The following is a 22,955-nucleotide window of genomic DNA, read 5'->3' on the forward strand; positions in this document are numbered from 1 at the left end:
GCCGCCTCGCCGTGCGTGGGAGACCGGGCCGCAGAGCCCGACCGCGCCGGCGAGCACGCCGCTCGTGAGGAGTGCACATGTTCGAGAGATTCACGGACCGAGCCCGTCGCGTGGTCGTCCTCGCCCAGGAAGAGGCGCGGATGCTCAACCACAACTACATCGGCACCGAGCACATCCTCCTGGGTCTCATCCACGAGGGGGAGGGTGTCGCGGCCAAGGCGCTCGAGTCGCTCAACATCTCGCTCGACGCGGTGCGCGCCCAGGTGCAGGAGATCATCGGCGAGGGCCAGCAGGCCCCGAGCGGGCACATCCCGTTCACGCCGCGTGCCAAGAAGGTGCTGGAGCTGTCGCTGCGCGAGGCGCTGCAGCTCGGCCACAACTACATCGGGACCGAGCACATCCTGCTCGGCCTCATCCGCGAGGGCGAGGGCGTCGCGGCCCAGGTGCTCGGCAAGCTCGGCGCCGACCTGAACCGCGTCCGCCAGCAGGTCATCCAGCTGCTGTCCGGCTACCAGGGCAAGGAGCCCGTGGCCGCCGGCGGCCCGCAGGAGGGCCAGCCCTCGGGCTCCGCCGTCCTCGACCAGTTCGGCCGCAACCTGACGCAGGCCGCGCGCGAGGGCAAGCTCGACCCGGTCATCGGGCGCGAGAAGGAGATCGAGCGGGTCATGCAGGTGCTGTCCCGCCGCACCAAGAACAACCCGGTGCTGATCGGCGAGCCCGGCGTCGGCAAGACGGCCGTCGTCGAGGGCCTGGCCCAGGACATCGTCCGGGGCGACGTGCCGGAGACGCTGAAGGACAAGCAGCTCTACACGCTGGACCTCGGCGCCCTGGTCGCCGGCTCCCGCTACCGCGGTGACTTCGAGGAGCGCCTGAAGAAGGTCCTCAAGGAGATCCGCACCCGCGGCGACATCATCCTGTTCATCGACGAGATCCACACCCTCGTGGGTGCGGGTGCCGCCGAGGGCGCGATCGACGCCGCGAGCATCCTCAAGCCGATGCTGGCCCGCGGCGAGCTGCAGACCGTCGGCGCGACGACCCTGGACGAGTACCGCAAGTACGTGGAGAAGGACCCGGCCCTCGAGCGCCGGTTCCAGCCCATCCAGGTCTCCGAGCCGAACCTGCAGCACGCCATCGAGATCCTCAAGGGCCTGCGCGACCGGTACGAGGCGCACCACCGCGTCTCGATCACCGACGGCGCCCTGGTGGCCGCCGCGACCCTGGCCGACCGGTACGTCAACGACCGGTTCCTGCCGGACAAGGCGATCGACCTGGTCGACGAGGCCGGCGCCCGCCTGCGGATCCGCCGCATGACGGCCCCGCCGGAGCTGCGCGAGCTCGACGAGCAGATCTCGGACACGCGCCGCGACAAGGAGTCCGCGATCGACGAGCAGGACTTCGAGAAGGCCGCGCGCCTGCGCGACCAGGAGAAGCAGCTCGGCCTCAAGCGCCAGGAGAAGGAGAAGGCCTGGAAGTCGGGCGACCTGGACGCGGTCGCCGAGGTCGACGAGGAGCTCATCGCCGAGGTGCTGGCGCTGGCCACCGGGATCCCGGTGTTCAAGCTCACCGAGGAGGAGTCGAGCCGCCTGCTCCACATGGAGGACGAGCTGCACAAGCGGGTCGTCGGCCAGGAGTCGGCGATCAAGGCGCTCTCCCAGGCCATCCGCCGCACGCGTGCGGGTCTGAAGGACCCGAAGCGCCCCGGTGGCTCGTTCATCTTCGCCGGCCCCACGGGCGTCGGGAAGACCGAGCTGGCGAAGGCGCTCGCCGAGTTCCTGTTCGGGGACGAGGACGCGCTGATCCAGCTGGACATGTCCGAGTTCTCCGAGAAGCACACGGTCTCGCGGCTGTTCGGCTCGCCCCCCGGCTACGTCGGGTACGACGAGGGCGGCCAGCTCACCGAGAAGGTGCGCCGGAAGCCGTTCTCGGTCGTCCTGTTCGACGAGGTCGAGAAGGCGCACGCGGACATCTTCAACTCGCTGCTGCAGATCCTCGAGGACGGTCGCCTGACCGACTCGCAGGGTCGGGTGGTCGACTTCAAGAACACCGTGATCATCATGACCACGAACCTCGGCACCCGGGACATCGCCAAGGGCGTCCAGACCGGCTTCCAGGCCGGCGGCGACCTGTCGACGTCGTACGAGCGCATGAAGTCCAAGGTCAACGACGAGCTCAAGACGCACTTCCGTCCGGAGTTCCTCAACCGCGTCGACGACGTGGTCGTGTTCCCGCAGCTCTCGCAGCCGGAGATCTTCGCGATCGTCGACCTGATGATCGCCAAGCTCGACGCCCGCCTGCGGGACAAGGACATGGGCATCGAGCTCACCGAGGCGGCCAAGAAGCTGCTCTCGGAGAAGGGCTACGACCCGGTCCTGGGCGCCCGGCCGCTGCGCCGCGCGATCCAGCGGGAGATCGAGGACGCGCTGTCCGAGAAGATCCTGTTCGGCGAGCTCCACGCGGGTCAGCAGATCGTCGTGGACGCGCACGGCGAGGGCCTGCTCGGCGAGTTCGTGTTCCGCGGCGAGGAGCGCGGGCCGCGCTCGAAGGAGCCGGTCGGCGCGGGTGCCCGCACCGCCGGGACGCCGGGCTCCGGCACGGACGTCCCGCCGGCGCCGCCGATCGCGTCGTCCGGTGACGGCGGCACGGGCCTCCTGCCCGCCTGACGCACCGACCCACGACAGGGCCGGGTCGCACCCCAGGGGTGCGACCCGGCCCTGCGTGCGTCCGGGGTCGGCCGGCCCGTGCGCGGGCGGGTGACCAGGGCGAACAGGGCCCGAGAGCGGTTCACCCGGTCGTGCGCCCGGGTCCTGGGTGCCTGCACCCACCGGTCCCGGGAGCCCCTGGAGGAATACGCCTACCGTGGCGAGCATGCCGGGACAGGTGACGCTCAGCGACGTGGCCCGCGAGGCGGGCGTCTCCCTCGCGACGGCCTCGCGCGCCCTGAACGGCTCCGCGAACCGCACGGTCGGCGAGGACCTCCGCAAGCGGGTCCAGGCCGCCGCCGCGCGGCTGCGCTACTCCCCGGACGGCATCGCGCAGGCGATGGCCCGCGGGCGTACCACCTCGCTCGGGCTGGTCGTGCCCGACATCGCCGACCCGTACTACGCCGCGATCACCGCGGGCGTCGCCGAGGCCGCCGACCTCGCCGGCCTCACGCTGACCCTCGCCTCGACCGGCGGGGACGCGGCGCGCGAGGTCGAGATCGTCCGGCAGCTCGAGCGGCAGCGGGCGCGCGGCGTCGTCCTCGCGGCCGGCCGCGCGAGCGACGCGGCGGCGGACGAGCCCGTGCGCGCCGCGCTCGAGTCGTTCCGGGGCATCGGCGGCGCGGTCGCCGCGGTCGGCGGGCACGCGCTCGGCGTGAACAGCGTGGTGCTGGCCGACCGGGACGGCGCCGCCGACCTCGCCCGCGCCCTGCACGAGCGCGGCTACCGGCGGTTCGCGGTGCTCGGCGGGCCCGAGGGGAACGCCGCGGCGGACGACCGGCGGGACGGGTTCCTGGCGGCGCTGGCCGGGCTCGGCGCGCCGGTGCCGACGGCGCGGGTGCTGTCCGCTCCGGCCACCACGCGCGACGGCGGCCACGAGGCGATGTCGCGCCTGCTCGCCACCGGGGTCGACGACGTCGAGGCGGTGTTCGCGGTGACCGACGCGATGGCCGCCGGCGCGCTCGCCGCGGCGCACGCGGCCGGGGTGCGGGTGCCGGACGACCTCGCGCTCGCCGGCTTCGACGGGGTCGACGTGCTCCAGGACGTGCTGCCCGGGCTGACCACCGTGCGGCTGCCGCTCGCCCGCATCGGGCAGGAGGTGACCCGGCTCGCGCTGCGGCCCGCCGCGGCGGAGGCCGAGCTCGTGCCGCTGGCGGGCGAGGTCGTCGTCCGCGGCTCCACCCCGGGGATCCCGGCACGCTAACCGGTACGGTCGGGCACGTGGACGACGCCGGGTTGCACGTGGCGGACGCGGGATCGGGTCCGGTGGTCCTGCTGCTGCACGGGAACGGGGAGGACGGCGCCTCGCTGGCGCCCGTCGCCGCCGACCTGGCGCGGGACCACCGGGTGCTGTCGCCCGACGCGCGCGGGCACGGGCGCTCGCCGCGCGGGACCGGGCCGCTGACGATCGTGCGGATGGCGGACGACGCGGCGGCGGTGCTCGCGGCCGCGGGCGGCGCCGCCCCCGGCCCCGCGGACGTCGTCGGCTACTCGGACGGGGGCAATGTCGGCCTCGTGCTGGCGCTGCGGCACCCCGGCCTGGTCCGGTCGCTGGTCGTCTACGGCGCCAACGTCGACCCGGGCGGCCTCACCGCCCGGGCCCGTGCGGAGGTCACGGCGGCCTGGCTCGCGCAGCGGGCGCGCGGCGTCGTCGACCCGGCGGCGCGGGCACGGGCCGAGGTCACCGACCTGATGGTCCGGCAGCCGCGCATCCCGCTGCGGGCCCTCGCGCGGGTGCGGGTGCCGGTGCTGGTGGCCGCGGGCGAGCACGACGTGATCCGGCGCGCGCACACCGAGGCGATCGCGGCGGCGCTGCCGGCGGGGGAGTGCGCGGTCGTGCCGGGCGCGGACCACGGGCTGCCGATGTCCGACCCGGCGGCGTTCGTGCGGCTGGTGCGGGGGTTCTGGGCGGCGCACGCGGACTGACGGGACCGTCCCCGGTCGGGTCGGGTCGGGAGGGGCGAGGCGGTGGCGGCGCGGTGCCGGGCCCCTGGTCAGGGGACCGCGAGGGCCGCCAGCAGGTCCGCCACCTCGACCGGCCGCCCCGGCAGCGGGTCCCCGCCCGGCCGCAGCGCCGCCCGCAGCAGCGGCGCGCGCCGCGCGAGCAGCGCCGCGTTCAGCTCGTCCGGGAGCCCGGGCAGCGGGCGCAGCGCGGACGCGAAGGTCAGCAGGATCTCCGGGACCCCGATGTCGTCCCGCACGAGCCCGAGCCGCTGGGCGGTCCGGACGACCTCGCCCGCGGCGAGCGCCGTGGCCGCGCGGCGCTCGACGAGCTCCGGGGTGAACACGTCCGCGTCGCGGGCGCGCGGGACCAGCACGGGCAGCAGCAGCGGCAGCCCGGAGTCGAGGAAGCCGGTGAGGAACTGCTCCCACGCCGCGTGCGGGTCGTCGCCCGCCAGCCCGGCGCCGGCACGGTCGAGCAGGCCGCCGACGTGGGTCAGCCGGTCGGCCACCACGGCCCGCACCAGCGCGGACCGGTCGGGGAAGTGCCGGTAGACGGTGCCCACGCCCACGCCGGCGGCGCGGGCCACCGCCTCCATCGGCTCGTCGAGCCCCCGGGCCGAGTACAGGGTGCGAGCGGCGTCGAGCACCCGCTGCCGGTTCCGTGCCGCGTCCGCCCTCACGGGCCCAGGATAGGTTGCCTTAACCGGAATCGGAGGTTCCGGTTCGGTGCTACGGTGGGACGCGGACGGGCGCCGTCGGAGACGCCCCGATACCGGGAGGCGAGCGCCGTGCGCGCCATGATCCTCAAGGAGTTCCGCGAGCTGCGCCGGGACCGCCGGACCGTCGCGATGCTGGTCGTCCTGCCGCTGCTGCTGCTGACGATCTTCGGCTTCGCGGCCAACTTCACGGTCGACAGCCTCACCACGGTGGTCGTCGGGCCGGGCGCCACGGAGGCGGCCGACCGGATCGCCGGATCCCCCGCGGGCGGCACGCTCGACGTCCGGGACGTGCTCCCCGGCGACGACCGCGCGGACGCCGTCGACGCGCTCGCCGCCAACCGGTACGACGTGGCGGTCGTCACCGGGGAGGGGGCAGCCGCCGTCCCGGAGGTGCTGATCGACGGCACGAACCTGTTCGCCGCCCAGGCTGCGAACGTCGTGGTCGCGCGCCTCGGCGACGCCGTGCAGCCCGAGATCCTGTTCAATCCCGACCTCGAGACGTCGTGGGTCATGGTGCCCGCGCTGATCGGCCTGATCCTCACGTTCATCGGCACGATCATCACCAGCATCGGCCTGGTGAAGGAGCGGGCCGCCGGGACCCTGGAGCAGCTGGCGGTGATGCCGCTGCGCCCGGTCGACGTGATCGTGGGCAAGATCGCGCCGTACTTCCTGCTCGCCGCGCTCGACCTCGTCGTCGTCACGGTGCTGGGGATGCTCATCTTCGGCGTGCCGTTCACCGGGAACGTGGCGCTGTTCGCCCTCGCGGGGGCGATCTTCCTGTTCGTGGTGCTCGGCATCGGGGTGTTCATCTCGACCGTGTCGCAGAACGCCGGGCAGGCGATCCAGGCCGCGATCCTCGTGCTGCTGCCGCAGATCCTGCTGTCCGGGATCATCTTCCCGCTCGACGCGATGCCGATCGGGGTGCGCTGGATCGGGTACTGCCTGCCGCTCACCTACTTCACGCAGGTGTCGCAGGGCGTGATGCTGCGCGGTGCCGGGATCGACGCGCTGTGGCTGCCGATCACCGTGCTGGCGGGGATGGCCGTGCTGGTGTTCGGCGCCGCCGTCTGGCGGTTCCGCGCGTCCATCACGCCCCGCCGCCCGCGCGGTGCGGTGGCCGCCCCCGCCGCGCTGGCCGAGGTCGGACGGTGACCGCCGTGGCGGCGAGGGTGACGTGGGGAGTCCGCGACGTGACGGTGCGCCGCGGCGGGCGCGTCGTGCTCGACGCGCTCACGCTGCCGGTGCCGCCGGGGGAGATCACGGCGGTGGTGGGCGGGGACGGCGCGGGGAAGACCACGCTGGCCCGCCTGCTGGTCGGGCGCGAGGTCGCCGACGCGGGCGAGGTGCGGCGCGCCGACGCGCGCCGCACCGGCTTCCTGCCCGCCACCTCGGGGGTGTGGGCGGACCTGAGCGTGGCGGAGAACGTCGACCTGGTCGCGCGGGCCTACGGGCTCGACGCCGCGACGGCGCGCGGTCGCCGGGACCGGCTCCTGGGCGCGGCCGGCCTCGCGGACGTGCCGCACCGCCTGGGCCGGGAGCTGTCCGGCGGCATGCGGCAGAAGCTCGGGTTCTGCCTCGCGATGCTGCCGGACCCGGCGCTCGTGGTGCTCGACGAGCCGTCCACGGGCGTCGACCCGGTCAGCCGGGTCGAGCTGTGGCGGATGCTCTCCGCGGCGGCCGCCGGGGGCACCGCGGTCCTGGTGACGACGACGTACCTCGACGAGGCGGAGCGCGCGGCGACGGTGCTGGTGCTCGACGCCGGGTCGGAGGTCTACAGCGGCGACCCGGCCGCGGCGGCGTCCCGCGTGCGCGGCTCGATCGCGGTGCGGGCGGTCGGGGACCCCGCCGGCGGGGCCGACCAGGGATCAGCGCCGGTCGCGGAGTGGCGCCGCGGGGGCGCCGTGCACGCGCTCGTCGCGCGGGGCGCCGGGGCTGCCCCGGCGGACCTCGAGGACGCGGTGATCGCGCTGACCCTGGAGCGCCGCGGCCCGACCGGTGCCGCGCCGACAGCGGCCGCGCCGACCGCCGCGCGCCCAGGGGGTGCTCGGCACGTCGAGCGCGCACCCGCCGACTGCTCGCTCGACGTGTCGGATGCCCCCTCGGACCACGTGCGCGGCCGGGCCGCCGACGGCCCCGCGGCTGTCGAGGCCGCGCACGTCGTCACCGCCTTCGGCGGGTTCCGCGCCGTCGACGACGTCTCGCTCACCGTGCTCCCCGGCCAGGTGCTCGGCCTGCTCGGCGCGAACGGCGCCGGCAAGACGACGCTCATCCGCACCGTGCTGGGCCTGCTCGCCCCGACGTCCGGCACCGTGCGGGTGCTCGGTGGCGAGCCGTCGCGGGACACCCGGCGCCGGATCGGCTACGTGCCGCAGGGCCTCGGCCTGGCGGCGGACCTCACCGTCGCGGAGAACCTGGCGTTCGTCGCGGCGGCCTACGGCCTGGACGACGTGCCCGAGCCCCCGTCGGACCTGGCGGCGGAGCGGGACCGGCTGGTCGGGTCGCTCGGGCTGGGCCTGCAGCGGCGGCTCGCGTTCGCCGCGGCGCTGTCGCACGGCCCGGAGCTGCTGGTGCTGGACGAGCCGACGTCCGGCGTCGACCCGCTGGCCCGGGCCGCGCTGTGGGACACGGTGCACGAGCAGGCCGAGGCCGGGGTCGCGGTGCTCGTCACGACGCACTACATGCAGGAGGCCGAGCAGTGCGACGCGCTGGTGCTGATGTCCCGGGGCCGCCGCGTGGCCGCCGGGACGCTGGCGGACGTGCTCGACGGCACGACCGCGGTCGAGGTGGTGACGCCGGACTGGGCGGACGCGTTCGGCGCGCTGAGCGCCGCGGGGCTGCCGGTGACCGTCGCCGGCCGGGCCGTCCGGGTCGCCGGGGTGGACCCCGCCGACGTCGAGCGGGCGCTCGCCGGCGCGGGGGTGCGCGGCGAGGCCCGGCCGGTGCCGGCGCGGCTCGAGGAGGTGCTCACCCTCGGCTCGCGCTGAGCCGGCGGGCCGGCGCCGTCAGCGGAACGCGCCCACGGCCTCCGGGTACGCCTCGGCCAGCTCGCGGGTCTCCGCGGCCTGCGGGTCGGACAGCAGCGACCGCATCGACCCCGACTCCACGATCCGGCCCTCGCCGAGCACGTGCACGGTGTCGGCGAGCCGGTCGACCAGCCGCAGGTCGTGCGACACGACGAGCAGCCCGACCCCGGTGGCGGCGATGGCGGCCACCTGGTCGGCGACGGCCTCCCGCAGCGCCGGGTCGAGCGCGGTGGCGGGCTCGTCGAGCACGAGGATCTCGGGGCGCGTCGCCAGCGCGTCGGCGAGCGCCAGCCGCTGCTTCTCGCCGCCGGACAGCGAGTGCAGCGTGCGGTCGAGGAACCGCGGCTCCAGGCCCACGCGCGCGAGCACGTCCTCGGGCTCCAGCCCGGTGGCCCGCCCCGCCTTGCGGGAGTCGCTCAGCGTGGACTGGAGCACCTTGGCGACCGAGGTGCGGCTGTCGACGCCGACCAGGCCCTCCTGGTGCACGGCGCGCACGGTCGAGCGGAACGCCTTGGTCTCCTTGCGGGACATCTTGGTGACGGGGCGGGCGCCGTAGGTGGCGCGGCCCTGGGTCGGCTTGTGCCGGCCGAGCAGCACCTGGACGAGCGTCGACTTCCCGGCGCCGGAGCGGCCGATCAGCCCCACGGTCTCGCCCGGGGCGACCGACAGCGAGGCGCCCTGGAGCACCGCGGCGCCGCCGTAGCCCGCCCAGACGTCGTGCGCGGCGAGGGCGGCGCTCACCGGGTCACCCCCGGCGCTCCGAGCGCGGCGTCGGTCCGGTCGGCGTGGTCGTGCGGCGTACCCACAGCGTGTCCCTTCGAGCGATGACGGCCGTCGTGACAACGGCCGAGCCCCCCGCGAAGTTTCCGCGAGGGGCTCGGTCGGTGGCAAACGAGCGCGTCAGGCGCGTGCTGCCCGACGGCGCGCCGGGGGCAGGTCCTCCATGTCCTCGAGCTCGACGCCCTTGGTCTCCGGGACCTTGCCGAGCACGAAGAAGAACGACAGGCCCGCGAAGATGGCGTACATCAGGTAGGGCCCCGTCGCGCCGAAGGCGTCGAGCAGCGGCGGGAACGTCACCGTGATGAGGAAGTTCGCGATCCACTGCGCGGCCGCGGCGACGCCGAGCGCGGCGGCGCGGATCCGGTTCGGGAACATCTCGCCGAGCAGGACCCAGACCAGCGGGCCCCAGGACGCGCCGAAGAACACGACGAACGCGTTCGCGGCGACCAGCGCGACCGGCCCCCACGGCGACGGCAGCGACACGTCCTCGCCCGACCCGGAGGCCTGCGTGAACGCCAGCGCCATGACGGCGAGCGAGATCGTCATGCCCGCCGAGCCGGTGAGCAGGATCGGGCGGCGCCCCACCTTGTCGATGAGCGCGATCGCGATGAAGGTCACGGCCACGTTGGTGACCGAGGTGATCGTGGAGACGAGGAACGACTGGCTCTCGTCGAACCCGACGGCCTGCCAGAGCGTCGTGGAGTAGTAGAAGATCACGTTGATGCCGACGAACTGCTGGAAGACCGACAGCAGGATGCCGACCCACACCACGGGCAGCAGGCCGAAGCGCGGCCCGCGCAGGGTCGCCTGCTCCTCGAGCTCCTTGTCCTTCTCGATCGTCTTCTCGATCTGGGCGACCCGCTCGCGGGCGTCCTCGTCCGGGCCGAGCACGCTCTGCAGGACGGCGACCGCCTCGTCCCGACGGCCCTTGGCGACGAGGTAGCGCGGCGACTCGGGGATGCGCAGGGCGAGGATGCCGTAGATCGCGGCGGGCACCACGGCGACCAGGAACATCCAGCGCCAGGCCTCCCAGCCCAGCCACAGCTCCTCGGACGCGCCGCCCGCGGCCTCCTGCAGCAGCTGGTCGGAGAGCAGGGCGGCGAAGATGCCGAGCGTGATCGCGAGCTGCTGCAGCGAGCCGAGCCGCCCGCGCAGCGCCGCGGGGGCGATCTCGGCGATGTAGGCGGGGGCGATCACCGAGGCGATGCCGATGCCGACGCCGGCGAGGATGCGCCAGATGATCAGGTCCCAGACGCTGAACGCGATCGCGGACAGGATCGAGGACACGAAGAACAGGACGGAGCCGAGCACCATCACCTTGGTGCGGCCCCAGTGGTCGGCGAGCCGGCCGCCCGCCCAGGCGCCGACGGCGCAGCCGAGCAGCGCGACGGCGACGGCGAACCCGGTGAGGGTCGCGCCCAGGTCGAACTGGCCCTGGATCGCGTCGACGGCGCCGTTGATGACGGACGAGTCGAACCCGAACAGGAACCCGCCGACCGCGGCGGCGACCGCGAGGCCGATCGCCTTGTTGTGCGACGGGTGCCTCCCCGTCGAGGGTCGGGCACTGCCTTCGGCCATGACGTCTTCTCCTTGCTCCGCTCGTCCTGCGAAGAGAACACCTGGGCCGGAGCACGTCGTCGGGCGCCGGTCGAGGCGTTCTCACCTTTCACCCGCGCAGCGCATCCCGCACCCGGAAGGCCGGGGAAGACGCGCGGCGGGAACCCTAACCCGGGCGCCGGGTGGTCCGCGCGCCGGGCGCGTCCGGTCGCGACGGGGGTCCCGATCCGGCGGACAATCGACGGGTGACGCCTCACGACCGCCCCCGGTACCGCCGCCCCGCCATGCTCGACCCCCGCGACGCCGACCAGCTGCCCGGCGACGTGGACCCCGCCCTGCGCTCGCAGGTCGCCCACACCACGGCGGCCGCGATCGTGCACCGGGGGCGCGCGGAGGGCGAGGAGGACCCGGCGCTGGTCGAGCGGCTGGTGCGGCTGGTCGAGAACGAGGGCCTCGACGTCGTGGCGGCCCTGTGGTCGGACAGCCCCGCCACGACCCTGCCCGGCACCCTGTGGCGGCTGTACGTGCTGCGCGAGTGGGTGCGCCGCGACCCGGCGACCCTCGCCGACCGGTACCGCCTCGGTCTGGACGCCGCCCCGGTGCACCACGTCGTCGTCGGCGTGGTCAGCCCGCCCGGGCCGGAGGAGCTGCGCGTGCTGCTGGACGCCGTGCTGTCGGGCGTGTGGACCGGCGACCTCGCGGTGACCCTGGAGCGCGGGGCGGCGTTCTGCCGGGTGCTCGCGACCGGCGCGGCCTTCGACGCCGACCACCTCGACCTCACGGGCGACGACGCGTCCGCGCGGCTCACGCGCAGCGCGGGGTCGCTCGTGCGCACCGCCGAGGAGCTCGAGCAGGCGGCCCACCTGTGGCGGTCCGGCTCCCTCGAGTGAGGCCCCGCGGTCCTGTTCCCGCGGCGGCCGTGGCGATGCTCACCCGTCCCCGCCCAGGACGCGGCGCGGCGCGGCGCGTAAACTCGAACCCGACGCCGGGCCGCGGTAGCCCCGGGCTCCAACTCAAGCCGCTCCGAGCGGCCGCGCGCCGAGAGGCGCTTCCCGGTCCGGCGTCCTCACCCTCCCCGCCCGGCCCCGGCGTGTGACCTCCGTCCCACGCGCGGGCCGGGCGGTCGTGCGTCACGCTGAGGATGCTGTGCGTTCACCCTGGGTTCACTTGCGGGGTTGTGAGTTCACCCCGCGGCTGCCCTAGCCTGTGCCTGACCAAGCCCCTCTCCTGCGGAGCCTCTCGTGCGCCTGCGCCTCACCCCGCGCGACACCTCGTTCTTCGACCTCCTGGCCGCGTCGGCGGCGCACCTGGTCACCGGAGCCAACCTGCTCGCCGAGCTGCTGGGCGCGGACCGCGCGACCCGCAAGGCGCTCGCCAAGCAGATGAGCGACGTCGAGCACCTCGCCGACGAGGCGACCCACCAGATCATGCGGCGGCTGAACCAGACGTTCGTCACCCCGTTCGACCGGGACGACATCTACGGCCTCGCGTCCGCGCTGGACGACTGCATGGACTTCATGGAGGAGGCCGCCGACCTCATCGTCCTGTACAAGATCGACGAGCTCCCCCCGCGGGTCGCCGACCAGGTGCAGGTGCTGCAGCGCTCGGCCGAGCTGACCGCCGAGGCGATGCCCCGGCTGCGCTCGATGGAGAACCTCGCCGAGTACTGGGTCGAGGTCAACCGGCTCGAGAACCAGGCCGACAAGTCGCACCGCAAGCTGCTCGCGCAGATGTTCGACGAGATCACCGACCCGATCCTCCTGATGAAGCTCAAGGAGGTCGTCGAGAAGCTCGAGGACGCCGCCGACGCGTTCGAGAAGGTCGCGAACATGGTCGAGACCATCGCGCTCAAGGAGTCCTGAGCCCCGGTGGAACTCGCGCTCGTCGTGGTCGTGGTCGCCCTGGCCCTCGGCTTCGACTACACCAACGGCTTCCACGACGCCGCCAACGCCATCGCCACCTCGGTGTCGACGCGCGCGCTGACGCCGCGGGCCGCGCTGCTGATGGCCGCGGTCATGAACTTCACCGGCGCCCTGCTCGGGACCGAGGTCGCGGAGACGATCGCGACGTCGATCGTCGACCTCGGCGACGCGTCACCGCACCAGGCCCTCGTGGTCGTGCTGTGCGCCCTGGTCGGGGCGATCGTGTGGAACCTCATCACGTGGTGGTTCGGCCTCCCGTCGTCCTCGACGCACGCGCTCATCGGCGGCCTCGTGGGCGCCGGCCTCGCGGGCGGCCTGATGATCTACGGCTCGGCGATCGTCGACAAGGTCGTCCTGCCGATGGTCTTCTCGCCGCTGATCGGGTTCTTCCTGGCGTTCCTCGTCATGGTCGGCCTGCTCTGGCTCATCCGGAACGCGTCGCCGTCGCGGACGACCCGGCGGTTCCGCCTGGCGCAGACCGTGTCGGCGGCCGCAATGGCCCTCGGGCACGGCCTGCAGGACGCGCAGAAGACCATGGGCGTGATCTTCATGGCGCTGCTCACCGTCGGCTGGGCGAACCCGGACGAGGGCATCCCGCTGTGGGTGAAGCTGGCCGCCGCGACCGCGATCTCGCTCGGCACCTACTCCGGCGGCTGGCGCATCATGCGCACCCTGGGCCGGAAGATCATCGAGCTCGACCCCGCCCGCGGGTTCGTCGCCGAGTCGGTCTCCGCCGTGGTGCTCTACGTCAACGCGTTCGCGCTGCACGCGCCGGTGTCGACGACGCACACGATCACCTCGGCGATCATGGGCGTCGGGGCGACCAAGCGGCTGTCCGCGGTCCGCTGGGGCGTCGCGAAGAACATCGGCATCGCGTGGGTGCTCACCATCCCGGCGGCCGCCGCGGTCGCCGCGCTGGTGTACTTCATGCTGAGCCCGTTCCTCAGCTGACCGGGCGGCGCCGCCTCCGGACGTTCCCGAACGGGTACGAACTGGACATTCGTGACGTGGAAGCGATTCACTCGTCCCCATGACTGCGAAGAACCTGACCGTGCGCTGGATGTCCGCTGTGTCCCTGGCGGCCGGCGCCGCGCTCGCCCTGTCCGCCTGCGGCGCGGGCGACGCCCAGCGGGACGAGGCCTCCGGCGAGATCACGGCCGCCGCCGAGGCCGACGTGTTCACGATCCAGGTGGGCGACTGCCTCAACCTCGCGGAGATGGCGTCGGCGACCGAGATCGAGTCGCTGCCCACCGTGCCGTGCGGCGACGAGCACGACGGCGAGGTGTACGCCGAGACGCGGCTCAAGGGCGACGAGTACCCGGCCGACATCGACACCCAGGCCGACGAGTTCTGCTACGGCGAGTTCCCGACGTTCGTCGGCATGGACTACGAGACGTCGAGCCTCGACTACGGCCCGCTCACGCCGAGCACGGTGTCGTGGGACCAGGGCGACCGCGTCGTGCAGTGCATCCTCATGTCGGCCGAGCCGGTCACCGGGTCGCTCGAGGGCGCCGCGATCTGAGCCCCTCCCGCCGCGCACGACCGACGGCGCGCCGCCCTCCCGGGGTGGCGCGCCGTCGTCGTCGGCGGGGGTGTCAGCTGCCCAGCGGCGTGTGCAGCTCGACGTCCTCGACGCGCACCTGGTCCGGGGCGCCGCGGTCGGGGCGGACCACGTGGCACACGAGCACCTGGCCCGGGCGCAGGTACGGGTTCTCGGCGGGCAGCCGGTCGCGGACGTCCTCGGGGGCGTGCGCGCGCACGACGTCCAGCACCGTCGGCAGCACCGGCCGGTGGGTGCAGAGCGCGAGGTCCGACCGCGTGCGCAGCACCGCGGCGACCGCGTCGGCGGTCTTCTCCGGCGAGTCGGCGTGCTCCGCCTCGGTGAGCGGGTCGCGGCGGTCCGGGGTCAGCCCCGCCGCCGTGGCGTACGGCTCGACGGTCGCGCAGCAGCGGAGCCACGGGCTCGTGACCACCTCGGCGACGCCGTAGGCGGACAGCACCGGCACCAGCGCCCCGGCCTGCAGCCGGCCGACGTCGGTGAGGGGCCGCGTGCCCTCCTCGCCCTTCCACGACGACCGGCTCTTGGCGCGGCCGTGCCGGACGACCAGGACGGCGCGGGTGTCCAGCGTCCCCGCCTCGTGCGCCGCCACCAGGGCGTCGAGCGGGATGCGGTCGTCCTCCCGGGTGAGCCGCTTGCGCGCCACGTCGGCGTCCGCCCAGCGCACGGCGTCGATCTCGTCCCGCGACGCGTGCGCGGCGGGCGGGCGGGCGTGCAGGGCGGGCCGGTCCGGGCGGCCGGCGACCTGCGCCGCCCAGTAGTGCACCCGCTTGCGGCGGCCGTCCGCGAGCTTGTACTCCAGCCCGGGCAGGGGCCGGCCGAGCACGATCTCGAGCCCCGCCTCCTCCTCGACCTCGCGGACCGCGGCGGTCGTCACGTGCTCGCCCGGCTCGAGCTTGCCCTTCGGCCAGGACCAGTCCTTGTACCGCGGGCGGTGCACGAGCACGACCTGCAGGCGGCCCTGGCGGACGCGCCAGACCAGGGCGCCCGCCGCGCGGACGAGCGCGGTCGGCCCGGCGCTCACCGGCCCGAGCCCAGGCGGCGGCGCTGGCGGTAGATCAGCGTGGACTGCAGGTCGCGCAGCGGCCCGTCGGGGCCCTGCGCGTGCCGGGTCCAGGCGCCGTCCGGGCCGAGGTGCCACGACGAGGTCTCGTCGGCCATCGACTCGTCGAGCAGACCGACCAGCTCGGCGACCTGGTCGGGGTCGTCCAGCCGGACGAGGGCCTCCACGCGGCGATCGAGGTTGCGGTGCATGAGGTCGGCGGACCCGATGTAGACCTCCGGGCCGGGGAGCAGCGTGCCGCCCTCGCGGCCGATGTCGGCCACCTCCTCGGTGACCCCGGCGTCCGCGGCGAACGCGTACACCCGCGAGTGCTCCAGGAACCGGCCGAGGATCGACCGCACCCGCACCGTCTCGGACAGCCCCGGGACGCCGGGGCGGAGCGCGCAGATGCCGCGGACGCACAGGTCGACGGGGACGCCCGCCTGCGAGGCCCGGTACAGCGCGTCGATGGTCTCCTCGTCGACCATCGAGTTGACCTTGAGCTTGATCCACGACCTCCGGCCCGCGCGCGCGGCCTCCGCCTCGCGGTCGATCCGCTCGATCAGCCCCGAGCGCACCGAGCGCGGCGCGACCAGCAGCCGGTGGAACCGCGACTTCGGCGCGTAGCCCGACAGCTGGTTGAACAGCCGGGTGAGGTCCTGGCCGACGTCCGGGTCGCAGGTGAGCAGACCCAGGTCGGTGTAGATGCGCGCGGTCTTCGGGTTGTAGTTGCCGGTGCCGACGTGGCAGTAGCGGCGCAGGCCGTCGGACTCCTGGCGCACGACCAGCGACAGCTTCGCGTGCGTCTTCAGCCCGACGATGCCGTAGACGACGTGCACGCCGGCCTGCTCCAGCTTGCGGGCCCACTCGATGTTGGCCTGCTCGTCGAACCGGGCCTTGATCTCCACGAGCGCGAGCACCTGCTTGCCGGCCTCGGCGGCGTCGATCAGCGCGTCCACGATCGGGGAGTCGCCCGACGTCCGGTAGAGCGTCTGCTTGATCGCCAGCACCTTGGGGTCGGCCGCGGCCTGCTCCAGGAACGTCTGCACCGAGGTGGAGAACGAGTCGTACGGGTGGTGCAGCAGGATGTCCCGCGCCCGGATCGCGGCGAACACGTCCGTCGGGTTGGCGCTCTCCACCTCGGCCAGGAACCGGTGCGTGGTCGGCACGAACCGCGGGTACTGCAGGTCCGCCCGGTCCAGGTCCGCGATCAGGTTGAGGCCGGTGTGGTCGAGCGGCGCGGGCAGCTCGTAGACCTCGTCCTCCGCGACGCCGAGCTCGCGGACCAGCAGCGACCGGATGCGCGGGCTGATCGAGTCCGCGATCTCCAGGCGGACCGGCGGGCCGAACTTCCGGCGCAGCAGCTCCTTCTCCATCGCCTGGAGCAGGTTCTCCGCGTCGTCCTCCTCGACCTCCACGTCCTCGTTGCGGGTGACCCGGAACGTGTGGTGCTCGCTGACCTCCATGCCGGGGAACAGCTGGTCGAGGTGCTGGGCGATGACGTCCTCGACCGGCACGAACGACATCGGGCCGCGGTCGGAGGCGGAGCCGGACGCGTCGGTCGGGCGGCCGCGCCAGTCGACCGCGATGTACCGGGGGAGCAGCGGCGGCACCTTGACCCGCGCGAAGTGCTCCTTGCCGGTCGACGGGTTCACCACGACCACGGCCAGGTTCAGCGACAGGCCGGAGATGTACGGGAACGGGTGCGCCGGGTCGACCGCCAGCGGGGTCAGCACCGGGAAGATCTGCTTCCGGAAGTACTTGCGCAGCCGGTCCTGCTCGGCCTCGCCCAGCTGCTCCCAGCGCACCAGCGTGATGCCCTGGGTCGCCAGCTCGGGCTGCACCTGGTCGGCGAACACCTGCGCGTGCCGGGCGGCGAGCTCGTGCGCGCGCTGGCTGATCGCCTCCAGCACCTGGCGCGGGCTGAGGCCCGAGGCCGCCGTGACGGCCAGGCCGGTCGCGATGCGGCGCTTCAGGCCGGCGACCCGGACCATGAAGAACTCGTCCAGGTTGGACGCGAAGATCGCGAGGTACCGCACCCGCTCCAGCAGCGGCTGGGTCTCGTCCTCCGCGAGCTCGAGCACGCGCTGGTTGAAGGCCAGCCAGCTGACCTCGCGGTCGAGGAACCGGTCGGCGGGCAGCGGCGCCTCGGGCGCGGCGGCGGCCTCGTCGCCGCGGGCGCCGTCGCTCATCTCGATGTGCTCGGCGATGTGCGCGGCGAGCTCGGGGGCCAGCGTCCGGGGGCGCTGCGACGTCGTGGCGGTCGCGGCCTGGCCGTCCGCCTCGGCGGGTGCCGGCGGGGCGGCCGCGCGGGTCCGCGGGGTGGAGGTGCGGGTGCCCGTGGACCGGGCGCCTGTCCGGCCCGTGCTGGTGCTGGTGCGCCCGGCGGCGGCCGTGGCGGCGGGCGCGGCGCGGCGGGTGCGCGGCTTGCGGGGCGCGCCGTCGGAGGCGGTGGCGTCGGTCATCCCCACATGGTGGCACCAGGAGGTGTCCGACGGGTGACCGAAGGGCGACCCGGGGGAGCGCCCGCTAGCCGGCGGCGTGACCCACGTGCTCCTCGACCCAGTCGCGCAGGTGGGCCAGGGGCGCCCCGGCGCTCACGCCGAGCGGGGTCAGCGCGTACTCGACGCGCGGCGGCACCTCGGCGAACACCGTGCGGGTCAGCAGGCCGTGCTCCTCCAGCCGGCGCAGGGTCGCGCTGAGCACCTTGGGGCTGATCCCCTCGAGCCGGGCCCGCAGCTCGCCGAACCGCAGCGGACCGCCGTCGAGCGCGCCGATCGCCAGGGCGGACCACTTGTTGGCGAGCAGGTCCAGCATCTCCCGGCACGGGCAGGCGGCCGCGTACACGTCGTTCCGGTCGCAGGTGGCGGCGTGGTCGAGGGCGGGCACGACGCCGACAGTACCCTTCGGTAACCAGGTGCCCTTGACGGTAACCACGGGGCCGGGCGGAGAGTGCGGGCATGACCACGACGCGCACCACCCCCGCCATCGCCGCCCTCCGCCCGCTGCCCGTCGACGACCCGGACGCCTTCGTCGCGGTCGACGCCGCGCTGCCCGACCTGCGCCCGCACGACCTGCTGGTCGAGGTCGCCGCGGTGTCGGTCAACCCGGTGGACGTGAAGCGCCGCGCCTCCTTCCGCCCGGACGGCGCGCCGCTCGTGCTCGGCTTCGACGCGGTCGGCACGGTGCGCGAGGTCGGCCCGGCGGTCACGCTGTTCGCGGCGGGCGACCGGGTGTTCCACGCCGGCACCATCGACCGGCCGGGCACGAACGCCGCGCTGCACGTGGTCGACGAGCGGATCGTCGGGCACGCCCCCGCGTCGCTGTCCGACGCCGACGCCGCCGCCCTCCCGCTCACCTCGATCACGGCCTGGGAGATGCTGGTCGACCGGCTGCGGCTCACCGAGGCGTCGACGGGCACCCTGCTGGTCGTCGGGGCGACGGGCGGGGTCGGGTCGATGGTGCTGCAGCTCGCCGAGGCGCTGCTCCCGGGGATCCGCACCATCGCCACGGCGTCGCGGCCCGAGGGCGTCGACTGGGTGACCTCGCTCGGGGCCGACGCGGTCGTCGACCACCACGGCGACCTCCGCGCCCAGGTGCGCGAGGCGGCCCCGGACGGGCTGGACGCCGTGATCACCGCCCACTCCGCCGGCCAGGTGCCGCTGTACGCGGACCTGCTGCGCCCGTTCGGCTCCGTCGTCGCGATCGACGACCCGGGGACGCTGGACGTCGTGCCGCTCAAGGCGAAGTCGATCGCCTGGCACTGGGAGCTGATGTTCACGCGCCCGGTGCAGCAGACCCCGGACCTCGTCGAGCAGCACCACCTGCTGGACCGGGTGGCCTCGCTGGTGGACGACGGGCGGCTGCGCACGACCACGACGACGCGGCTGAGCGGGTTGACGCCCGAGACGCTGCGGGACGCGCACCGGCTCGTCGAGTCGGGCCGCACGATCGGCAAGGTGGTGATCGAGGCCTGAGGGCGTCCCGGACGCGCGCTCAGCCCACGCGGTAGACCACGTCCACCGCCGACCGCCCGAACCCCGCCGCCCGGTAGACCCGGATCGCCGGCGCGTTGTCGCCCTCGGTGTAGAGCACCACGCGCGGCACCCCGCGGTCGGCCAGGTGCGCGAGCATCCGGGCGGTCAGCGCGGGCCCGAGCCGCCGGCCCTGGGCCGCGGGGTCGACACCGAGCGCGTAGATCTCGCCCTCGCCCGGCCCGGCCACCTTGGTCCAGCCGAAGCCCAGCAGCGTCGCGCCCTCCTCGGCGAGCAGGAAACCCGCAGGGTCGAACCACGGCTCGGCCTCCCGGGCCTCCAGGTCCGCGCGGGTCAGCCGGCCCTGCTCGGGGTGCTGCGCGAAGGCCCGCGCGTTCACGGCGACCCAGGCGTCCTCGTCGCGGCCCGGCTCGAAGGGGCGGACCGTCACGCCGGCGGGCAGCGGGGCGGTGTCGGGGTCCGGCGCGACCAGCGGGTCGAGGGCCATCTGCCACAGCTCGCGGACGGCGGGCAGGCCGCGGGAGGCTGCGAGTGCGCGGGCCGGGGCGACGTCGCCGTGCGCCCACACGGACACCGCGTCGCCGCCACGGGCGCGGGTCGCGGCCAGGGCGGCGTCGAGCAGGGCGGTGCCGGTGCCGCGACGACGGGCTTCCGGGTGCACGACGAGCTCGGCCGTGGCGAGCGCCGGGTCGCGGAGGTCGACCTGGGCGTAGCCGGTCGCGGCGTCCGCGTCGCCCGCGAGCACGTGGACGACGTCCGGGCCGCCGCCGGTCAGCCAGAGCAGCGGCTGCTCGGACAGCGGGGCGACGCCGTCGTGGGCCGCCGCGGCGGCGGCGAGGTCGCGGACGGCGGCGGCGGTGGCGGCGGGCAGGGCGCCGGCGCGGCGGGAGAGGTCGGGCACGGCCCCATCCCACCACCCGGGCGGTGCGGGCGCGCGCACCGGGCGCGGGCGCGGCAGCGCGGGCCGCGGGCGGCGCGCACGATGCGGCGCCCGCGGGGAACGACCGGCGGGGGTGCCGCGTTGCACCAGGCATGCCCGACGTGAACCCGACCGCCGCCTCGGCGGACGTCGTGGTCGTCGGCGCCGGGCAGGCCGGGCTCGCCGTGGCGGCGCACCTGGAGCGCTCGGGCTTCGTCCCGGCGGCGCCGACGGGCACCGACCGCCCCGCCCCCGGCGGCCGCGCAGCGGGCCGCGCCGCGGACGGCCGCCCCACCTACGTGGTGCTGGACGCGGCCGCCGGACCCGGCGGCGCCTGGCGCGAGCGCTGGCCCGGCCTGACGATGGCCACGGTCAACGGCGTGTACGAGCTGCCCGGCCGCCCGCTGCCGACCTTCGACGCCGACGAGCCCGCGAGCCGCGCCCTGACCCGGTACTTCGGCTCCTACGAGCGCGACCTCGGGCTCGCCGTCCGGCGGCCCGTCGAGGTGCGCCGGGTCCGGGACGTCGGCGGGCCGGGCCGGTTGCTGGCCGTCGAGACCGAGGAGACCGAGCGTGTGCCGGTCGCGGCGCCCGACCCGGACGACGGCCTCGGGGGCGGCGTCGGCGCCTGCCGGGCGGAGGCCGCGACCGCGCGCCGCCGGGTGACCCGGACCTGGCACGCGCGCGCCCTGGTGAACGCGACGGGGACGTGGACCCGGCCGTTCTGGCCGACCTACCCGGGTGCCGCGCTCTTCGCGGGCATCCAGCGGCACACCCACGACTACCGGTCGCCGGAGGAGTTCGCCGGCCGCCGGGTGCTCGTGGTCGGCGGCGGGATCTCCGCGGTGCAGCACCTGCTCGCGATCGCCCCCGTGGCGGCGTCGACGACCTGGGTCACCCGCCGCCCGCCGGACTGGCGGGACGCCGAGTTCAGCCCGGAGCTCGGCCGCGAGGCCGTCCAGCGGGTCGACGACCGCACCCGGGCCGGACTGCCGCCGCAGAGCATCATCGCCGCCACCGGCCTGCCGCTCACCGACGCGTACCGGGACGGCATCGCGCGCGGGGTGCTGGTGGCGCGGCCGATGTTCGCGCGGCTGGTGCCGGACGGGGCCGAGTGGGACGAGGCCGCCGCGCGCGGGCCGCTCGCCGACGGCTGGGTCACGGGCCCCGAGCACGTCGAGGCGGACGCGGTGCTGTGGGCCACCGGATTCCGGGCGGCGCTCGACCACCTGCGGCCGCTCGGGCTCCGCGGCAGCGGCGGCGGGATCGTCATGGACGGCACCCGCGTGGTCGCCGACCCGCGCGTCCAGCTGGTCGGGTACGGGCCGAGCGCGAGCACGGTCGGCGCCAACCGCGCGGGCCGCGCCGCGGTCCGCCAGCTCCGCCGCTACCTCGGCGTCTGACCCGCGCGGCGGGCCGCGACCGCCAGCGCCGCGAGCAGTGCCAGCAGGGCGCCGGCCAGCAGCGCCATCGCGGTCGACTGCGGGAGCGTCCGCGCCAGGAGGCCCAGCCCCATCGCGGGCAGGCTCAGCCCGAGGTACGCGACCAGGAACAGCCCGGCCAGCGCCTCGCCCCGCTGGTGCCGCGCCGCCGACGCGGCGACGGTGCCCGACGCGGCCGCGAACAGCAGGCCCGCGCCGGCGCCGGTCACCAGCCCGCCGGCGAGGAACACGTCGAGCCGCTCGGCCAGCATCCCGGCGGTGAGCACGACCAGGCCGGCCGCCTGCGCCGCGAGGCCCGTCCGCAGCCGCGTCGCCGGCCGCACCCGGGTCGTCGCCGCCTGGACCGCGGCCGCGGCGCCGAACACGACGAACACCACGAGCCCGGCGAGCAGCCGCGAGGTGTGGTGCAGCGTGCCGCCCACGAACCCCGGGGCGACCGATGTGAAGACCCCGAACACCGCGAACGACGCGAATGCCGCCGCGTACGCCAACCGCTGCGCCGCGGGGTCGCCGCCCGCCCGGCGCGGGCGCTGCGGCCGGTACGCCGGGCGCACCGCGGGGCGGTGGACCGTCTCCGGCGCGATCAGCACCCCGACGGCGCCCAGCAGGAGCAGCGCGGCGAACACCAGGTAGGGCAGCCGCAGCGGGGCCACCCCGGTCTGCGCGAGGGCGCCCGCGGCGAGCGCGCCGGCGCCGAGGCCGCCGATGTTGGCGACGACGGCGACGACCTGCGGCCGGTGCCCCGCGTCCTCCGGGCGGTGCGCGGCGTGCAGCTCGGCGAGGTGGGCGGTCGCCGTGGCGGTGAGCATGCCGACGCCGAGGCCGCTGACGAACCGCGCGACGAGCAGCGTCGCGAGCCCGGTGCCGGACAGGAACAGCGCGGCGGCGACGAGCTCGAGCGCCAGGGCGGGGAGCAGCACGCGCCGGCGGCCGAGCCAGTCGGACACGTGCCCGGCCAGGACCAGCGCGAGCGCCACGCCGACCGCGTAGGCGGCGAACACGACCGTGACGGTGAACGTCGAGAACCCGTCCGCCTCCTGGTACAGCGGGTAGAGCGGCGCGGGGACGGTGGAGAACGCCATCGTGGCGAGGAAGGCCGCGGCGACGAGCCAGAAGCCGGCGCGGTGCCGCGCGGGGGAGGCGGCGGGCGCGGGTCCGGCGGCGGGGGCGGCCGACAGGTCGCCGGGGTCCGCCGGGTCGGGCGCGCCCGGTGCGGGCGGGGCGGACGGCCGGTGGGAGCGGGGGAGCGTGGGGGTGGACATCGGGTGGCCGTCCTCTCGGTCGGGTGCGTGCTCCGCCTACGGTGCGCCCGGGCGCGGCATCGCGTCCAACGGTGGTTCCTGCTCGCTCCCATC

General features: G+C 75.3%; 19 protein-coding genes. 11 read left to right on the plus strand and 8 right to left on the minus strand.

The window, feature by feature from the left end; all coding sequences use genetic code 11:
• Positions 1 to 77: 77 nt before the first annotated feature.
• The 3 genes from AC3WUG_RS04810 to AC3WUG_RS04820 all read left to right on the plus strand — a co-directional run bounded on the left by AC3WUG_RS04810 (position 78) and on the right by AC3WUG_RS04820 (position 4,625).
• Positions 78 to 2,660, plus strand: coding sequence for an ATP-dependent Clp protease ATP-binding subunit (locus AC3WUG_RS04810; RefSeq protein ID WP_492326610.1), 2,583 nt, complete (start codon positions 78 to 80; stop codon positions 2,658 to 2,660).
• 205 nt (positions 2,661 to 2,865) lie between these two features.
• Positions 2,866 to 3,903 carry a LacI family DNA-binding transcriptional regulator gene (locus AC3WUG_RS04815; protein ID WP_492326611.1) on the plus strand — a complete coding sequence of 346 codons (1,038 nt, stop codon included), beginning with the start codon at positions 2,866 to 2,868 and terminating at the stop codon, positions 3,901 to 3,903.
• A gap of 17 nt (positions 3,904 to 3,920) precedes the next feature.
• Positions 3,921 to 4,625, plus strand: a complete 705-nt coding sequence (locus AC3WUG_RS04820) for an alpha/beta fold hydrolase (protein WP_492326612.1) — start codon at positions 3,921 to 3,923, stop codon at positions 4,623 to 4,625.
• Positions 4,626 to 4,693: 68 nt separating this feature from the next.
• Here AC3WUG_RS04820 and AC3WUG_RS04825 read toward each other — a convergent pair whose 3' ends face one another.
• Positions 4,694 to 5,323 carry a TetR/AcrR family transcriptional regulator gene (locus AC3WUG_RS04825; RefSeq protein WP_492326613.1) on the minus strand — a complete coding sequence of 210 codons (630 nt, stop codon included), beginning with the start codon at positions 5,321 to 5,323 and terminating at the stop codon, positions 4,694 to 4,696.
• Between the two features lie 117 nt (positions 5,324 to 5,440).
• Between AC3WUG_RS04825 and AC3WUG_RS04830 the strand changes: the two genes are divergently transcribed.
• Positions 5,441 to 6,514: an ABC transporter permease gene (locus AC3WUG_RS04830; protein ID WP_492326699.1), complete on the plus strand. Its 1,074-nt coding sequence runs from the start codon at positions 5,441 to 5,443 to the stop codon at positions 6,512 to 6,514.
• Positions 6,515 to 6,552: 38 nt separating this feature from the next.
• Positions 6,553 to 8,346 carry an ATP-binding cassette domain-containing protein gene (locus tag AC3WUG_RS04835; RefSeq protein WP_492326614.1) on the plus strand — a complete coding sequence of 598 codons (1,794 nt, stop codon included), beginning with the start codon at positions 6,553 to 6,555 and terminating at the stop codon, positions 8,344 to 8,346.
• Between the two features lie 18 nt (positions 8,347 to 8,364).
• On the opposite strand, the gene AC3WUG_RS04840 is transcribed toward AC3WUG_RS04835, so the two are convergent.
• Entirely contained in the window at positions 8,365 to 9,126 is a 762-nt protein-coding gene (locus AC3WUG_RS04840) for an ABC transporter ATP-binding protein (RefSeq protein ID WP_217616421.1), read from the minus strand.
• Between the two features lie 159 nt (positions 9,127 to 9,285).
• Complete coding sequence (locus tag AC3WUG_RS04845) at positions 9,286 to 10,743, minus strand: sugar porter family MFS transporter (RefSeq protein WP_492326615.1); 1,458 nt, start codon at positions 10,741 to 10,743, stop codon at positions 9,286 to 9,288.
• A 263-nt stretch (positions 10,744 to 11,006) separates the two neighbouring features.
• Between AC3WUG_RS04845 and AC3WUG_RS04850 the strand changes: the two genes are divergently transcribed.
• The 4 genes from AC3WUG_RS04850 (at position 11,007) to AC3WUG_RS04865 (ending at position 14,166) form a co-directional block, all read left to right on the plus strand.
• Positions 11,007 to 11,612, plus strand: coding sequence for a hypothetical protein (locus AC3WUG_RS04850; RefSeq protein ID WP_492326700.1), 606 nt, complete (start codon positions 11,007 to 11,009; stop codon positions 11,610 to 11,612).
• Positions 11,613 to 11,963: 351 nt separating this feature from the next.
• Positions 11,964 to 12,584, plus strand: a complete 621-nt coding sequence (locus tag AC3WUG_RS04855) for a DUF47 domain-containing protein (RefSeq protein WP_147795301.1) — start codon at positions 11,964 to 11,966, stop codon at positions 12,582 to 12,584.
• Positions 12,585 to 12,590: 6 nt separating this feature from the next.
• A complete protein-coding gene (locus AC3WUG_RS04860) occupies positions 12,591 to 13,595 on the plus strand; it encodes an inorganic phosphate transporter (protein ID WP_492326616.1) in 1,005 nt (334 codons plus the stop codon).
• 79 nt (positions 13,596 to 13,674) lie between these two features.
• Complete coding sequence (locus tag AC3WUG_RS04865; protein ID WP_492326617.1) at positions 13,675 to 14,166, plus strand: septum formation family protein; 492 nt, start codon at positions 13,675 to 13,677, stop codon at positions 14,164 to 14,166.
• A 73-nt stretch (positions 14,167 to 14,239) separates the two neighbouring features.
• Here the strand turns inward: AC3WUG_RS04865 and AC3WUG_RS04870 are convergent, their stop codons facing one another.
• The 3 genes from AC3WUG_RS04870 to AC3WUG_RS04880 all read right to left on the minus strand — a co-directional run bounded on the left by AC3WUG_RS04870 (position 14,240) and on the right by AC3WUG_RS04880 (position 18,133).
• Positions 14,240 to 15,226 (minus strand): NUDIX hydrolase, encoded by a 987-nt coding sequence (locus AC3WUG_RS04870; protein WP_492326618.1) that lies wholly within the window; start codon positions 15,224 to 15,226, stop codon positions 14,240 to 14,242.
• Complete coding sequence (locus AC3WUG_RS04875; RefSeq protein WP_492326701.1) at positions 15,223 to 17,436, minus strand: RNA degradosome polyphosphate kinase; 2,214 nt, start codon at positions 17,434 to 17,436, stop codon at positions 15,223 to 15,225. Before AC3WUG_RS04875 ends, AC3WUG_RS04870 begins: the two co-directional genes overlap by 4 nt.
• A gap of 337 nt (positions 17,437 to 17,773) precedes the next feature.
• A complete protein-coding gene (locus AC3WUG_RS04880) occupies positions 17,774 to 18,133 on the minus strand; it encodes a winged helix-turn-helix transcriptional regulator (RefSeq protein ID WP_492326619.1) in 360 nt (119 codons plus the stop codon).
• A gap of 71 nt (positions 18,134 to 18,204) precedes the next feature.
• Here AC3WUG_RS04880 and AC3WUG_RS04885 point away from each other — a divergent pair, with 71 nt between their 5' ends.
• Positions 18,205 to 19,221 (plus strand): zinc-binding alcohol dehydrogenase family protein, encoded by a 1,017-nt coding sequence (locus tag AC3WUG_RS04885; protein ID WP_492326620.1) that lies wholly within the window; start codon positions 18,205 to 18,207, stop codon positions 19,219 to 19,221.
• A 19-nt stretch (positions 19,222 to 19,240) separates the two neighbouring features.
• On the opposite strand, the gene mshD is transcribed toward AC3WUG_RS04885, so the two are convergent.
• Positions 19,241 to 20,140, minus strand: a complete 900-nt coding sequence (gene mshD / locus AC3WUG_RS04890; protein ID WP_492326621.1) for a mycothiol synthase — start codon at positions 20,138 to 20,140, stop codon at positions 19,241 to 19,243.
• A 131-nt stretch (positions 20,141 to 20,271) separates the two neighbouring features.
• Here mshD and AC3WUG_RS04895 point away from each other — a divergent pair, with 131 nt between their 5' ends.
• Positions 20,272 to 21,561, plus strand: coding sequence for an NAD(P)-binding domain-containing protein (locus AC3WUG_RS04895; RefSeq protein WP_492326622.1), 1,290 nt, complete (start codon positions 20,272 to 20,274; stop codon positions 21,559 to 21,561).
• Here the strand turns inward: AC3WUG_RS04895 and AC3WUG_RS04900 are convergent.
• Positions 21,546 to 22,862 (minus strand): MFS transporter, encoded by a 1,317-nt coding sequence (locus AC3WUG_RS04900; RefSeq protein WP_492326623.1) that lies wholly within the window; start codon positions 22,860 to 22,862, stop codon positions 21,546 to 21,548. The genes AC3WUG_RS04895 and AC3WUG_RS04900 overlap by 16 nt on opposite strands.
• Positions 22,863 to 22,955: the final 93 nt, after the last annotated feature.

The sequence above is a fragment of the Cellulomonas sp. EB106-03-03-XG116 genome, assembly GCF_058792015.1.